The following is a 13825-nucleotide window of genomic DNA, read 5'->3' on the forward strand; positions in this document are numbered from 1 at the left end:
CATCGGGTTTAGAACGGTAGTTTCGAGCTCAGCCCGGCAATCCCGGCGATGCGCTCAAGGTCCGTCAGAGTATCCGCCGGTAGTTGAAGACCAGTGCTGCGATGTAGTTCATCTCGTTCTGCTTCTAATTCACCCGGGTAGTAGATCTTCTCTACGCCTTGTGCCAGCGGGACGTTCTTCAGCTTTTGCAGGAAGTCATCCGTGCGTGCGTAGTACTCATCTGCAGGCATGAAGGCTTCGAGATCGTAAACCGTGATGAAGAAGCCGGCGCCGCTCTTTCGATCGTAGTGATACGGGCCATTCACGTCAGTAAGGTAGCGGCTTCCAGACAAAACCCCGGCGAATACGTCCATCATCACACCTATGCCGTAGCCTTTATGGCCGGCCATGGGCAGGATGATGCCAGCGATTGCGTCAGCGGGATCAGTCGTGGGCTCACCCCTCGCGTTCAGGGCCCACCCTTCGGGAATGGACTCATGCTTCTGTTTGGCAAGATAGATCTTGCCGCGTGCTACGCCGGTATTAGCGATATCCAGAATCATGGGCGGCTTATCGCGTAGCGGGGCGGCGATGGACCATGGATTGGTTCCCACCACCTTGTCCCTATAACCGCCCCATGGCGCCATGGCAGGGCCACCATTGCATGTCATGAACGCGACACATCCAGCATCTGCGGCGAGCTTGGTGTAGTACATCACGGTGCCGAAGTGGTTGGCGTTGCGCACGGTAACGGTCGCTACGCCATTTCGTTTGGCCCGGGTGATGGCCTCGTTCATCGCCAGCGCGGCCAGTACCTGGCCAACGCCATCTTGGCCGTCGAGCACCATCACTGACTCGCGATCGACGATATGTATAGGTTCGGTCACCGCTTGCATGACCTGGGTGCGTAAGCGTTCGAAGTACCAGGATGCTCGGAGTACACCGTGGGACTGATGTCCCCAGAGGTCGGCTTGAACCAGCGAGGCGGCCATTACGTGGGCATCGGCGTGTGGTACGCCCTGGCTTTGATAAAGCTCAGAGACAAAAGACTGTAAGGCTGTTGAATTCACCGTTGTTGGTGTAGTCATGAGTACCTCGCGTTTCGATCGTTGTGATTATTCTGTGCGGCGTTCAGCTACGTTTCGCCACCGGTTGTAAATGGGCTCTGCGCAAAGCATGACCACGACCAGACGCATGATCTGCATCGCCGTCACTACACCCGCCCCGAGGTGCAGAGCTTCCGCGGTCAAATACATTTCGGTGGTACTGCCAGGCATCATCCCCAGCGCCAGCGTGAGTACAGGAAAGTCAATCACCTGTCCGATTACCCACGCAAAAATGAACGTGAAGCCGATCATGCACAGTATGAAAAGTGCGACCTCTACCAGGTAGCTGGGCGATGCACGAAAGAACTCGCGATCAAAGAAACTGCCGAGAGCGCAGCCGATCATCAATTGCCCGAAATGGCTTAGCTCAACCGGCAGGGCCATGTTTAGATCGAAGGTGGCAGTGATCGCGGCGCAGATCGCCATCGGGCCGAACATCCAGGCATTGGGGAGGCGCAGGCGCTTCCACAGCAATGCGGTAAGGAATCCTCCTGCAAGCATTGGCGCCAGCCAGTACCAATCCGTAGGAGGGCGTACGTACTCAGAGCCGGGTGCAATCTGAGTAGTGAAAAACAAAGTGGGTGGTACACAAAGCACGATAAGCACGAGTCGAATACTGTGCGCAGCCGCTATCCTGCTTACGTTCGCGTTATGGCGAATACCAAGCTGGATCATTTCCGCGAAGTTTGCTGGCATGAATGCGAAGTAGGCGGTCGTTAGGTCCATACCCTGCCGGTGCATCATCGCGATGCCCCCGAGCGCCAGAATCAGCGTCAAAAGTGAAGCGAAGAGCATTAGCAAAAAATGATTGGCGATCTCCGCTAATACTGGATGCGTGAAATGTAGGCCGATTGACGTGGCAATCATCCATTGCCCTGAGATCCTTCCATTGGGAATTTCGGCAACTAGCCAGCCGCTGCACCGAACGATAATTACCGCGAGCATCGAACCGATGATCCAAGGGAGCGGCCAGTTCGCATAGCTCGCGAACAGAGCTCCCACAACCCCAACGAAAGGGGTGGCCCACCAACGACCCAAGTCTTTAAATCCAGCGATCATCAAGACGCCTGCAACACTGCGACGCAGCCTGCGTAATGATTGCTGACCACAACAAAGCTCCCGTTCGGATTAATCGCTAAGTAGGCTGGATTCGGGGCTTCTATACACGGCGAGCCGAGATGGAGTCTTTCAGCAGAGCGGGGGGCTACCTGAAATGCCTCGCCATGACGTTCGTCAGCACATGCGCGGAGAAAGAAATTACCGCGGTGGCTCATAGCCAGAAAGACAGAACTTGTCAGACGGCCAAGAATTTGGATCTGGCGCAGGGCGCCGGCTTTTTTCCTGATCTTTAGCGCAGTTATGCCAGCAGGGCGGGCGTTGCGCTCGCGTGTAATTCGGCTGTCTAAGTAAGCAAGCATTGAGCATCTCTACGGGCTTATTTTGATTGTTGCGTAGCGCTTGATGATCGTGGCCTTTTAGCGTTTCGCGCGCCTGGCGTCGCAAGTAATTCCGATTCGATACTAGGTAGGAAGCTCGCTCCCGAATATTGAGCATTCGGCAACGGCTATTCTCATCTCGCGAACGGATGAGGCGAGAGGTGGCTAACGAACGCTCTGGCAGTTGGCGCGATTGCATCGAAACTTCGCGAGACGATGACGAGCCTGCGCACTGCCCAGGCTTCGTCGAGCGTGATGGCATTGAGTCGAAACTGTTTGATGTAGGTTCGCAGCACATCTCTTGGGATGAGGCATAGGCCCAGATTTATCGATGCCATTCTGCACATGCACTCGAAGCTGCTGGCGCGGATACGCTGACGGACAACGCCGCCAATTTTCTTTGCCTGCTCGAAAAGCAGAATGTGCATGGAGCTGTCGACATGAGGGCCGATGAATTCGTAATTCAGCGCTTCGCTGAAGCGCACTGAGCTTCTTGATGCGAGAGGGTGTTCGCTGGCAACAGCGAGAACCAGATCATCCGATCGATAGGGCGCGACTTCCAAGCCGAGCATCGGCGTCTGCTCGGCGATAATGCCGAGATCCGCTTTACCGTTGGACACGGCGCGAACCACGTCAGCGCCGGTGCGTTCTTCAATGTCGAACCTGATCTGGGGATACCGGTTGAGAAAGTCGCCGATGTCGAGGGTCAGGTGCTGTGCAAGCGCGGAGGTGATGGCATGTAGGCGTATATGGCCTTTGGTACCGCTGCCATACTCGCTCAGCTCTTCATCCATTCTTTTGAGTGTGTCGGTGAGCTGATAGCCATAGTGACGCAACGATTGCCCCGCAGGGGTGAGCTCCATACCTCGAGCGTTACGTATGAACAGCGGTGAGCCGACCCGTTCTTCCAGTTCACTGACGCGCTTGCTGACCGCAGATGTCGCGAGGTGGGATCGCTTGGCTGCATTGGTCACGCTACCTAGCTCTGCGACTGCCATGAAGACTTCCAGACTCAACAGGTCGTACCGCATAACGATCTTCCCTACTTACCGTTGCGGAAAGCGGCGCTGTAATTCGGCAATCTGCTCAGGCGTCAGGGTCTTGAACTTGTGCTGGAAGATGAGCAGGAAAAGCTGCGCGGTCGCTTCCAATTCCTCAGTGGCATCCACTGCGGCATTCAGATCGGAACCGGCTACCACAGGACCATGGTGCGCCAGGAGCATGGCGTGATGCTTACCAGAAAATGAGCGAACGGCTTTGGCTAAGTCTGGGTCTCCCGGGGCGTAATAAGGAACCAGCGGGAGTTTGCCAACACGCATGGCGTAGTAAGCGGTGATCGCCGGTAGCAAGTCATCCGGATCCAATCCATCGAGTACGGAGACCGCTACCGAGTGGGTGGAATGCAGATGTACTACTGCACCGCTAGTGGGGCGCTCCTCGTACATCGCAAGATGCAACATTGCTTCCTTTGAGGGTTTGTCACCGCTGATATGACGTCCATCCCAATCGAGTTTGGAGAGCCGACCAGGGTCAAGGCGGCCCAGCGACGAACCTGTTGGGGTCAGCAGCCAGCCATCGTCGAGGCGCACGCTGATGTTGCCCGTACCGCCATGAGTCAGTCCGCGGTCATACATCGATTTGCCGAGGAGAACGATCTCCTCCCTGATCTTCGACTCGCTCATTGAACCTGCTCCAGTGCTTTCTCGAAGAAATCCACGCTGCCGAAGTTGCCGGACTTGAGTGCAAGTGCAACGGGCTCCTCGCGCAGGCCGACCGTCCACGGTACCCCTGGATCAATGGGTGCGCCGATGCGTAGGGCATCGATACCGAGCGCCTTCACTACCGCGCCGGATGTCTCGCCTCCTGCGATAACGAATTGGCGTACACCGAGTTCATTGAGGCCCACGGCGATTCTCGACAACGCTTGTTCCATGAGTTGTCCGGCGGCCTCAACGCCCAAAAGCTGCTGGGCGGCTTTTACCGCCTCGGGACGGGCGCTGCCGTAAATGAGCACGGGGCCTTGCTGAATATGTTTAGCGGCCCATTGCAGCGCTTGGTTGATTTGGTCTTCGCCTTTGGCAAGCAGCAATGGATCGAGCTGAAAGCTCGGGCGAGTGCGTTGCCAGTACTCGACCTGGCCGTTGGTGGCTACTGAGCAGCTTCCTGACAGTACGGCACTCAGGCCACCAACTGCGGGCAAATCGGATGCAGACAACGTATCCGCCAATAGGCCTGCCTTTTTGAAATTGGAGGGCAGGCCCAACGCGACGCCGGAACCACCGGTGATTAAGGAATGGTCCGCCGCTGCTTCCCCGATCACGTGAAGGTCGCTATCGCGGATGGCGTCGACGATTACATAGCGCTTGCCGGTTTGCTTGGCCTCCGTGAACGCATCACGCACGGCGGCTGCACCTTTGGAAACAGCGGCATAGGGCACCAGTCCGACTTGATGATTGGTCTGTTGTTGAAGAACACGCACCAGGTTGGCATCGGTCATTGGCGTCAAAGGATGGTGGCGCATGCCGGACTCGCTCAGCAGTACATCACCTACGAATAGATATCCCTGGAATACCGTGCGCTGGTTATCAGGGAAGGCAGGGCAGGCTAGGGCGAAGTCAATGCCTAAGGTCTGCATCAGGGCATCAGCGACGGGGCCAATGTTTCCCTGGGGTGTGGAGTCGAACGTCGAACAATATTTGAAAAAAAACTGCCTACAGTTGGCTGCCTGCAACCATTGCAATGCCGCAACCGATTCCTGAATCGCGCGTTCGGCTGGCAAGGTTCGCGTCTTTAGCGCGATGACGATTGCATCGACATCGGTCGGAATTGGCCCATCAGGCACGCCAATGACTTGCAGGGTTCGCATGCCGCCTCTAACAAGGGTGCTTGCTAGGTCGGTTCCGCCAGTGAAATCGTCCGCAATACAGCCCAGCAACAGTTGGGACACAGCTCTCTCCTCATGCCTAACTTTCAGGATGTCTTTCGTTGAAAGGAAGGCTGTTGTTCTTGGTTCGCGATTACGAGAGAAGTGAGCGACATGCGAGTCATGCCGCCCACAAGCATCAGCCGACGATTACGTCCGCCACCGCTTTACCGAAGGCCTTGCAGCCCAGCTTTCCGCCCAGATCGGCGGTGCGCTGCTCGGGTACTTCAAGGACGGTGTCAACGGCCTTGTCCATGGCGGCGGCGGCGTCAATGAACGCAGTCTGATTGTGATGCTCGCCAATCCAATGCAGCAGCATCGCGACGGACAGGATCATCGATACCGGGTTGGCCTTGTCCTGCCCTGCGATGTCTGGGGCTGAACCATGTTGGGCCTGAGCGCAGCAATGCACGCCGCTAGCCATCATGGAGCCTGCAAGGCCAAGGCTGCCTGAAAGCTCGCTTGCCAAGTCGCTGATGATGTCGCCGTAGAAGTTGGTAGCAACTAGAACATCGAAGCGCTCTGGGTTACGCACTAAGTGGGCAGTCGATGCATCGACCAGCAGGTCATCCAACTGTACTTCTGGGAAGTCCTTGGCGACGTTACGAACGCACTCCAAGAACAGCCCATCGGTCATATGGAAGCTGTTCGCCTTATGGATCGCAGTGACTTTCTTCTTACGCTTGAGCGCAAGTTCGAAAGCGCTGCGGGCGATACGCTCGCTGCAATGGCGAGTGATTTTACGGGTGGACAACGCCATGTCAGGGGTAGGCATGACTTCACCCCAGCCCCGAGTCATGTTTCGATCCGGATAGAAGCCTTCGGTGCACTCACGCATGATCACCAAGTCCATGGACTTGCCTTCCTTCATGTTGGAAGTCAAGAAAGGACGGGTGCGAGCAGGGCGCACGTTGGCGTACAGGTCGAGACCTATACGGAAACCTGCCGAGACATTGCGACCACCTTTCTCCGGCACTGGGTAGTCGGCGTGTGACTGCGTGCCAAGGATGATGCCGTCGTAAGTTTTGGCTTTTTCCAGTACCTCGTCACGTAGTGTGGTGCCGTACTTTTCCAGGCTCGCGAAGCCGACGTCGTCATAGTCGAAGCTTAGCCCCAGACCAAACTTCTCATTTACTGCGTTCAATACCGACATCGAGGATTCGACGATCTCGGGCCCGATACCGTCGCCGGGAAGAACCAGAATACGCATCACTGTCTCCTAACCATTGTTGTTCGCTGGAGGTTGACCGCTGTGACGATCAATAATGTATGCCGTGGTGTCGGAGTACAATATTGCCTATCTGTTTTAGCGGCTTCGTGACATAGGAGGATTCCGCTAAGGGGACCCGGCCATGTCGACGGATTGCATTTTAATGCATTAAAGTATAATTATTGCAACCTTTTATCAGATGAAACGTACAACGATCTGGAGGCATCATGACCACGAAAACCACTGACCTTTGCGACGAGTTTGGTGATAAAGCGAAGGTGTTTGCCCCGCTTTTCAAGGATTTGGGCGGGAAGGCGGACATGGCCGGCCGTGCCGTTACGGTCAAGTGTTTCGAGGATAACTCGCGTATTAAGGAGTTGAGTGCAGAGGCCGGCGACGGACGTATTCTGGTGGTCGATGGCGGGGGCAGCGACCGTTGCGCACTGCTTGGCGACGTCATTGCGCTGGATCTTGTCAAGAACGGCTGGGGTGGGGTGCTGATTTATGGGTACGTTCGCGACGCCGCTGTGCTACGCGGTTTACCAATCGCTATCAAGGCACTAGGTGCCTCTCCACGTAAGTCCGTCAAGCGTTCCGAGGGGCAAGTCGGTATTGCTTTAACGTTCGCTGGTCAAACCGTCATTGATGGCGACCAGCTTTATGGTGACGACGACGGCGTGGTGATTCTTAACAAGCCACTCGCCTAGCCTACGGCCGCATTCTCGTGCTCGTCGCCAAGCGCGGTGTCGAATCCCACAGTCTTGAGACGGCTGACGACATCGAGGTGCTTGCGCAGAAACGCGGCCGCTTCCTCGCGGTGACCGCTTTCGATCAGGTCCAGCAGTTGAATATGTTCTTCGCACTGGCTTATGAGGCGCGGACGGTCGACGTTGGATCGATAAGCCATGAAGCGTCGCAGTTGGTTTTGGCGGCGAATCGATTCAAGAAAAAAAGGGTTGCCCGAGCAGCGCACAATCAGTTCATGCAGTTGCGAACCGATCTGGAAGATCTCGGATCGCGAGATTTTGAATATGTCGCCGTCAAGCATTTGCTGCTGCAAGTGACGAGCTTTCGCGAACGCTACTTTATCGACGCGGTAAGTAGGCTCAAGTACCGCTGCAGGCTCGATGGCCATACGGAAACGATAGCTCTGGATGTGTGCTTCAGCGTCGTGCAAAAAGCTATTGATTACCCATCCCTGGCCAGGCTTTCGCTCAATCATCGCTTCATGCCCGAGCCGGTTGAGCACTTTAATCAATTGGCCTCTGGGTACTTCGTACTTTCGCAGCAACTCGGCTTCAAAGAAGGGCGAACGGATATCACCGGCAACTACATCGTCAACCACCCGGAGATAAAAATCTTCGAACGGATCGACATCCAGCGGCAGGCTCCTAACGTCGATACTACGTGCGTCTCGTGTCAGGAAGTACCCGCGATTGTGCTCCTTGGTTGCCAAGCCCAGCTCGGCCAGCAGGCCGAAGCCCCGGCGTATGGGCGAACGCGATACGCCAAGCTCTTTGGCAAAGGCCTCTTCACGAAGAGGATCACCGGCAAGCATGGAGCGCGCTCGCGCCATGTCGATGATTTTAGGAGCCAATTGCTCGGCAAGATCCTTTTTTATTCTGGGTTTCATCGCGAATTATCGTGTGTAGATCTGGGATTTGAACGCCTGGAGAGGCGGTTGAGTTCACGCTGCGTGGCTTCAGCGCAGATGCATCGGTTTGCAAATCTTATCCCGCATTCTCAGCAGGGTTACTACGCCTGCTGGAACATAACACACACTTGAACGCGGCTCGTCAGCCGCAAGCCCAACGAGGAAAAAATGAGTCTAGTCAGACGGATATTTTTAATTCATGCGACGCCAGTTGCTATTCAGCCCATTAACGAAGCTTTCGCTCGGCTGTGGCCTGAAGCAGAGGTTTCGAATGTGCTAGATGATTCTTTGTCGTCCGATTTGGCGCGTGCAAAGTCAATTACACCCGCACTGAAAGAAAGGTTCCTGACATTGGCGCGTTACGCCGAATCGTCTGGAGCTGACGGGATAATGTTCACATGCTCAGCGTTTGGGGACGCTATCGAGGCCTGCAAAAAGGCGCTTCCCATTCCTGTTTTAAAACCCAATGAGGCAATGATCGAGCAAGCGCTGGAAACGGGGCAAAGAATCATTCTTTTGGCCACGTTCGAGCGTTCGATCAGTTCAATGGCTGAGGAGTTTCACGCGGCGGCTGCCTCTCTTGGAAAGTCTGTAGAAATCGAGTCGAGAGCTATCGCCGGCGCGTTGAGCGCTTTAAGAGAAGGGCGCCCCGAGGAGCACGATCGCCTGATCGCAGAGTCTGCGGCCACGGTAAAGAATGGCGATGTAGCTTGCTTCGCTCAGTTCTCTATGACATCCGCAGCTGATGGCGCCCAAGAGAATCTGCCGTGCCCCCTGCTTACGACCCCCGACAGCGCTGTACTCAAGTTGCGCCGTGCCCTCATCTCCGACTGACATCTAGCTTTTGTGCGACGCTTTTCAGTAAGTAATTTGTGCCTGATAACACCGCGGTACGTGCAGTGAAAGCTTGCTGTGTTTCCAATAGGAGAAATTGCACGTTCAAACGTAGAAGTGCGGGAACTTCTCGGTCGGCATGTCGGAATTCCAACTGAACACAGATCGCGGGAACTTGGCGGTCGCAAAGGCGGACGGGCACCTAGCCGAGCATCCCTAGCGCAGAAACATTCGTTCTCCATAAAGGAAATTGTACTGCGTAGGATTGCAAAACAATTTGGCATGGCGTTTATTGATCTGCGGTTGGCTGAGAGCCTTCCGCAGTACTCCCTTACAAAAAGCAAAAAAGGAGTGATTAATGAGTAAGCGTATCGCCTTTGTAACTGCTGGCATGGGTGGACTTGGTACAGCGGTTTGTCAGCGTCTTGTCCAAGACGGTTTCACGGTAGTGGCCGGGTGTGGCCCTGACTCCCCACGTAAATCTGCGTGGTTGGCGGAGCAGAAGAAAAATGGGTTCGACTTCATTGCCGCCGAAGGGAACGTAGCTGACTGGGATTCGTGCCGAGCTGCATTCGAACGCATCAAGCGAGAGACAGGCCCCATCGACGTGTTGGTTAATAACGCGGGTACGGCATGCAACGTGGTATTCCGCGACATGCAGCCTAGTGATTGGTCCACCGTCATTGATACGAACCTCAACTCTTTATTCAACGTCACGAAGCAAGTCATCGACGACATGGTGGCGGGAGGCTGGGGACGCGTAATCAACATCTCGTCCGTCAATGCGCACCGTGGCCAAATCGGCCAGGTGAACTATTCCACTGCCAAATCTGCGATTCGCGGCTTTACTCGCGCTTTGGCCCGGGAGGTGGGTTCCCGTGGCGTAACGGTGAACACCGTGTCTCCTGGTTATGTCGCTACGCCTAGATTGAAATCCATCACGACTACAGACGTCATGGATCGGATCATCAATGAGATTCCTGTTCGCCGGCTTGGAACGCCTCAGGAAATCGCAGCGATATGCTCGTGGCTTGCCTCCGAAGAATCGGGCTATGCCAATGGCGCAGACTTCTCTATCAATGGTGGTCTGCACATGAGCTGAAGCTCGCCCCCCACCCACAGCGTTACCGCGGCGGCATCATTTGTCGGCCGCAGCGGTTGCATCTGGGACACTCACAACAACAATTGTATTTTAAGTCAAGGTGATACAGATGCTGTCACTCCTCGGATACGGAATGATCGTGACCTTCATGGCACTGATCATGACGAAACGTTTGTCTCCTTTGGTGGCAATGACCACTGTCCCAATTGTCTTTGCTCTGATTGCGGGTTTTGGCCCCGACATGGGCGACATGATGATCGAGGGGCTGCGCAAGGTCGCGCCCACGGCGATCATGGTGATGTTCGCGATCCTTTACTTTGGGGTCATGTTCGATACGGGGCTATTCGACCCAATCATCCGGACTTTCGTCCGGCTCATTGGTGGCGATCCAATGAAAGCAGTGGTGTTCGCGGCGTTGCTTGCGGGGATGGTCTCGTTAGACGGCGACGGGTCGACGACATACATGATCACTGTGACCGCCATGCTTCCACTTTTTAAACGACTGCGTATGGATCCACTGGCACTCACATGCGTGGTTATTCTTGCCGCAAGCGTAACGAACCTTCTGCCATGGGGCGGTCCATTGGCCAGGGCGGCAGCATCATTACAGGTCGAGACGTCCGAGCTGTTTTTGCCTTTGATCCCATCTATGATCATCGCGTTCGTGGGTGTGCTGGGTCTGGCGTTCTACATCGGCATTCGTGAGCGCCAGCGTTTGGGAACCCTGCATCTTTCGGTGGGAGCTGCGGCAACTCACTTCGCAGACGATGACGCTGATTCCAACCCGGCACTTTCCGAAGAGAACGCGGAGTTGCGTCGTCCGAAATTGTTCTGGCTGAACGCGGCACTCACACTAGGCCTTATGACCTGTCTGGTTATGGAGGTCCTTCCGCTTTCGATTCTTTTCATGGTCGCGTTCTCGATCGCGCTTGTGATCAATTACCCACACATGCCTGATCAGCGTCGCCGTATCTCGGCACACGCGCCAACTGCACTGAACCAGATCGCCATTTTCCTAGCGGCGGGTATCCTTGCAGGCATTCTTTCCGGCACAGGCATGGTCAATGCCATGTCCGCGAGCTTTTTGAATGCACTTCCTGACACATGGGGACCCTACCTAGCGCCCATCACCGCATTAGCCAGCATCCCAGGCACGTTCTTCATGTCAAATGACGCCTTCTACTACGGCGTTTTGCCTGTGCTCGCGAAAGCAGCAGAAGCTTATGGCATCACTCATGCCGAGATAGGCCGTGCGTCAATGATCGGCCAACCTGTTCATTTGCTTAGCCCACTGGTGGCATCCACCTATCTGCTTTGCGGTTTGGCAGGCGTGGAATTCAGCGATCACCAAAAATACACGCTGAAATGGGCATTTGCCCTTAGCTTCTTGATCATGGGATTGACCATGGCGTTCGGCCTATTCCCTTTCAAGGCAGGGTAACTAGTTTCAGCTAGCGAAAGCGGCCGATAGGCCGCTTTTCTGGTCTGTGATATCAATTTTCGACCTAGCGGATCGAGCGCCAACTGCTGAAGACTGGATAAGTTGTTCCGGCGCTGAGAAACAGATCTAAACAGCCGTATCCAATCCTTGCCAGCTCAGCGATACGCTGAGTTCCTGCATCGACTGCGGGCGCTTGTCGCTTGGAGCATGCCCGCTAAGGAAGATGACCTCGAACTACATAGACCGTAAGACTATTCAGGACCCGCACGATCGTTAGATCAGGTCTGTGGAAGACTATCTCGAAAATAAATATCGTTTCTTGGCGTGGCTGCTTTTGGCCGACTCCTGCAGGATGGCAACTGGCAGACACCGCCAAAAGCTGCCGCCTACAGCAATAGGGTAGATATGTCATGTCTCAAATTGCGGAATGACCATGGGTCGCAAATGCCTATTTTTCGACACACAACTAGTCACATCCGAGCCGCAACCGAAGTTGAGCGAAGCCTAGCGACCTATACGTCAATTCTCGTTCAGCAGTGCAGACCCGCACTTTTAAACTTGCAAGTCGCTTAACCATCGTGTGTCACGAGTGGACGGCCGACGGTGAAGTCGTGCGTTCAATAACAGTTTTGATTTGTCAATCTCATCAGTTCTGAGGTATGAAATCAAAAGCATGTCTTCTACAATTTCACGCTGGGCGCCGCTACCGCCAATGCGTACGACCTCTCCAATATGGGGTTCCAGTACGTCCATACACGTGTGGTAGTCACCAGAGGAGAATGCCTGGGCTGCCAGACACAAGGCTGGGACGACTGCGCCAGCGGGAAGCGCATCTCTTTGCACCATTTCCGAAAGCCCTGCGACGCGTGTTTCTACCGAGTCCCCAGCCCCCGTATGAGACGCGATCAGGGACATATGAAAATCCGCAAATGGAAATCCCGGCTGCTGAAAATAGGCCGAGGCGTAATCAGCGGCCTCCTGCCATAGCGCTGGCATAACCTCATTGCCGTACGCCTGAAACCGCCATAAGAACGAAGCACTATCGCTGATGATATTGACCGGCGTTCCGTTGGATACCGCTGGGGAAACATAACGATCGTAGTACCTAAGCGCGGATAGCGCGTCGCCTTGCTCTAACGCCGTAAGCGCGCCGTGCCACGCAATATGCCCGTGCAGGATGCCGCTACGATCGTAGCTTGGCAGCCAACTGGCAATGAGTTCTTCTGCCTCTGAGCTAGCGCCGCATTCGTAAAAAGTATGCGCCAAAGCATGGGCAGCATTGGCGTTTTCCTTTCTAAGTTCAAGCGCGCGCTGAGTTTTCTCTCTACCGATGGAAAGGCTGCCATTTTCAGTATGAGACCAGCCACGGTATGTAAGAAACCACCAATCATCCTCCGAAAAATGGCGCGAATACCGCTCACATAGTTCCACTCTAGCGTGGTCATGGTCGCTCATTCCGGAGAATGCGAAGAGCCCGAAAGCTCCAAGCGGCAAACCGAATATCAGCACGTCGCGTGGCCATTTGTTTACATGCGCGAGCGCGTGATCCAAAGCTTTGTCTGATAGGCCATTGATTGCAAACCATAGCGTTTCAACATGGCTACGCTCACGGGCATCGCCATATCGCATTACCAAGTCTTTAGCATGAGCAATGGATACCTTCGCCTCAGATGGCCGTGCGCCTATCGCATACAACCGCGCTTTAGCGGCATGAGCCAATGCAAAGTTTGGATCTGCATTGATCGCTAGGTCGAGCGTTTGATCGGCACCAGGCCAAAGTGACAACAGTAGATCTATGCCTGTGTTGTAAAGCTCCGCCGCATTAGTAGATATGGTGGAAATCGCGAGGTCGCGTTGATCGGTGAAGGCCATTGGATCTAAGGCTCTTTGTAGGAACGGGTAGACGTTCGGAGCACGTCCAGGATATAGAGTTACCTATCAAAGCGCTCCCACTGCACAACGCACAAGAGAAAGATCTTTTAATAGGCATGAGTGCCGCTCATACGGCAGCGTCTGAGCGGTAGCAGGCAGCAATCGGCCAAGAGCGGACAGCTGTCACTATTGGCTGGTGTAGCGGGTTGTGTATGCGCTGGTAGTTCGATCCAGTGACTGCGGTGACGTCTTTGAACTGCCAGCGCAG

13 protein-coding genes are annotated in these 13825 nt (G+C 54.9%); 4 read left to right on the forward strand and 9 right to left on the reverse strand.

The window, feature by feature from the left end; translation table 11 throughout:
* Positions 1 to 8 precede the first annotated feature (8 nt).
* The 7 genes from IEY47_RS05415 to IEY47_RS05445 all read right to left on the reverse strand — a co-directional run bounded on the left by IEY47_RS05415 (position 9) and on the right by IEY47_RS05445 (position 6654).
* Complete coding sequence (locus tag IEY47_RS05415) at positions 9 to 1067, reverse strand: Ldh family oxidoreductase (protein WP_188982130.1); 1059 nt, start codon at positions 1065 to 1067, stop codon at positions 9 to 11.
* Positions 1068 to 1094: 27 nt separating this feature from the next.
* Entirely contained in the window at positions 1095 to 2144 is a 1050-nt protein-coding gene (locus IEY47_RS05420; protein WP_188982131.1) for an AbrB family transcriptional regulator, read from the reverse strand.
* The gene (locus tag IEY47_RS20710; RefSeq protein WP_188982132.1) at positions 2144 to 2503 is read right to left on the reverse strand and encodes a beta-propeller fold lactonase family protein; all 360 of its coding nucleotides are present in this window, start codon (positions 2501 to 2503) and stop codon (positions 2144 to 2146) included. The genes IEY47_RS05420 and IEY47_RS20710 overlap by 1 nt, the downstream gene beginning before the upstream one ends.
* 152 nt (positions 2504 to 2655) lie before the next feature.
* On the reverse strand, positions 2656 to 3552 hold the full coding sequence (locus IEY47_RS05430; protein WP_188982133.1) for a LysR family transcriptional regulator: 897 nt from the start codon (positions 3550 to 3552) through the stop codon (positions 2656 to 2658).
* A 15-nt stretch (positions 3553 to 3567) separates the two neighbouring features.
* Positions 3568 to 4203, reverse strand: coding sequence for a 3-oxo-tetronate 4-phosphate decarboxylase (otnC, locus tag IEY47_RS05435; protein ID WP_188982134.1), 636 nt, complete (start codon positions 4201 to 4203; stop codon positions 3568 to 3570).
* Complete coding sequence (otnK, locus tag IEY47_RS05440) at positions 4200 to 5468, reverse strand: 3-oxo-tetronate kinase (RefSeq protein ID WP_188982135.1); 1269 nt, start codon at positions 5466 to 5468, stop codon at positions 4200 to 4202. The genes otnC and otnK overlap by 4 nt, the downstream gene beginning before the upstream one ends.
* 115 nt (positions 5469 to 5583) lie before the next feature.
* A complete protein-coding gene (locus IEY47_RS05445) occupies positions 5584 to 6654 on the reverse strand; it encodes an isocitrate/isopropylmalate dehydrogenase family protein (RefSeq protein WP_188982136.1) in 1071 nt (356 codons plus the stop codon).
* Positions 6655 to 6881: 227 nt separating this feature from the next.
* Here IEY47_RS05445 and rraA point away from each other — a divergent pair, with 227 nt between their 5' ends.
* On the forward strand, positions 6882 to 7361 hold the full coding sequence (gene rraA, locus IEY47_RS05450) for a ribonuclease E activity regulator RraA (protein ID WP_188982137.1): 480 nt from the start codon (positions 6882 to 6884) through the stop codon (positions 7359 to 7361).
* Here the strand turns inward: rraA and IEY47_RS05455 are convergent.
* Positions 7358 to 8287 (reverse strand): GntR family transcriptional regulator, encoded by a 930-nt coding sequence (locus tag IEY47_RS05455; protein ID WP_188982138.1) that lies wholly within the window; start codon positions 8285 to 8287, stop codon positions 7358 to 7360. The genes rraA and IEY47_RS05455 overlap by 4 nt on opposite strands.
* Before the next feature lie 189 nt (positions 8288 to 8476).
* Here IEY47_RS05455 and IEY47_RS05460 point away from each other — a divergent pair, with 189 nt between their 5' ends.
* From IEY47_RS05460 to IEY47_RS05470, 3 genes are all read left to right on the forward strand, one after another.
* The gene (locus IEY47_RS05460; RefSeq protein ID WP_188982139.1) at positions 8477 to 9142 is read left to right on the forward strand and encodes an aspartate/glutamate racemase family protein; all 666 of its coding nucleotides are present in this window, start codon (positions 8477 to 8479) and stop codon (positions 9140 to 9142) included.
* A gap of 358 nt (positions 9143 to 9500) precedes the next feature.
* On the forward strand, positions 9501 to 10244 hold the full coding sequence (gene phbB, locus IEY47_RS05465; RefSeq protein WP_188982140.1) for an acetoacetyl-CoA reductase: 744 nt from the start codon (positions 9501 to 9503) through the stop codon (positions 10242 to 10244).
* 109 nt (positions 10245 to 10353) lie between these two features.
* Positions 10354 to 11685 (forward strand): CitMHS family transporter, encoded by a 1332-nt coding sequence (locus IEY47_RS05470; RefSeq protein ID WP_188982141.1) that lies wholly within the window; start codon positions 10354 to 10356, stop codon positions 11683 to 11685.
* 552 nt (positions 11686 to 12237) lie between these two features.
* Here IEY47_RS05470 and IEY47_RS05475 read toward each other — a convergent pair.
* On the reverse strand, positions 12238 to 13557 hold the full coding sequence (locus IEY47_RS05475; RefSeq protein ID WP_188982142.1) for a tetratricopeptide repeat protein: 1320 nt from the start codon (positions 13555 to 13557) through the stop codon (positions 12238 to 12240).
* Between the last annotated feature and the right edge of the window lie 268 nt (positions 13558 to 13825).

The organism is Pseudomonas matsuisoli (assembly GCF_014647635.1).
GTDB lineage: Bacteria > Pseudomonadota > Gammaproteobacteria > Pseudomonadales > Pseudomonadaceae > Pseudomonas_P > Pseudomonas_P matsuisoli.

Excerpts from the sequence above, each read along its gene's own strand:
- IEY47_RS05445 (WP_188982136.1), bottom strand. The coding sequence starts at position 6,654 with ATGCGTATTCTGGTTCTTCCCGGCGACGGTATCGGGCCCGAGATCGTC.
- IEY47_RS05475 (WP_188982142.1), bottom strand. The coding sequence starts at position 13,557 with ATGGCCTTCACCGATCAACGCGACCTCGCGATTTCCACCATATCTACT.
- IEY47_RS05460 (WP_188982139.1), top strand. The coding sequence starts at position 8,477 with ATGAGTCTAGTCAGACGGATATTTTTAATTCATGCGACGCCAGTTGCT.
- rraA (WP_188982137.1), top strand. The coding sequence starts at position 6,882 with ATGACCACGAAAACCACTGACCTTTGCGACGAGTTTGGTGATAAAGCG.
- IEY47_RS05455 (WP_188982138.1), bottom strand. The coding sequence starts at position 8,287 with ATGAAACCCAGAATAAAAAAGGATCTTGCCGAGCAATTGGCTCCTAAA.
- IEY47_RS05470 (WP_188982141.1), top strand. The coding sequence starts at position 10,354 with ATGCTGTCACTCCTCGGATACGGAATGATCGTGACCTTCATGGCACTG.
- otnC (WP_188982134.1), bottom strand. The coding sequence starts at position 4,203 with ATGAGCGAGTCGAAGATCAGGGAGGAGATCGTTCTCCTCGGCAAATCG.
- IEY47_RS05415 (WP_188982130.1), bottom strand. The coding sequence starts at position 1,067 with ATGACTACACCAACAACGGTGAATTCAACAGCCTTACAGTCTTTTGTC.
- phbB (WP_188982140.1), top strand. The coding sequence starts at position 9,501 with ATGAGTAAGCGTATCGCCTTTGTAACTGCTGGCATGGGTGGACTTGGT.
- IEY47_RS05430 (WP_188982133.1), bottom strand. The coding sequence starts at position 3,552 with ATGCGGTACGACCTGTTGAGTCTGGAAGTCTTCATGGCAGTCGCAGAG.
- IEY47_RS05420 (WP_188982131.1), bottom strand. The coding sequence starts at position 2,144 with ATGATCGCTGGATTTAAAGACTTGGGTCGTTGGTGGGCCACCCCTTTC.
- IEY47_RS20710 (WP_188982132.1), bottom strand. The coding sequence starts at position 2,503 with ATGCTTGCTTACTTAGACAGCCGAATTACACGCGAGCGCAACGCCCGC.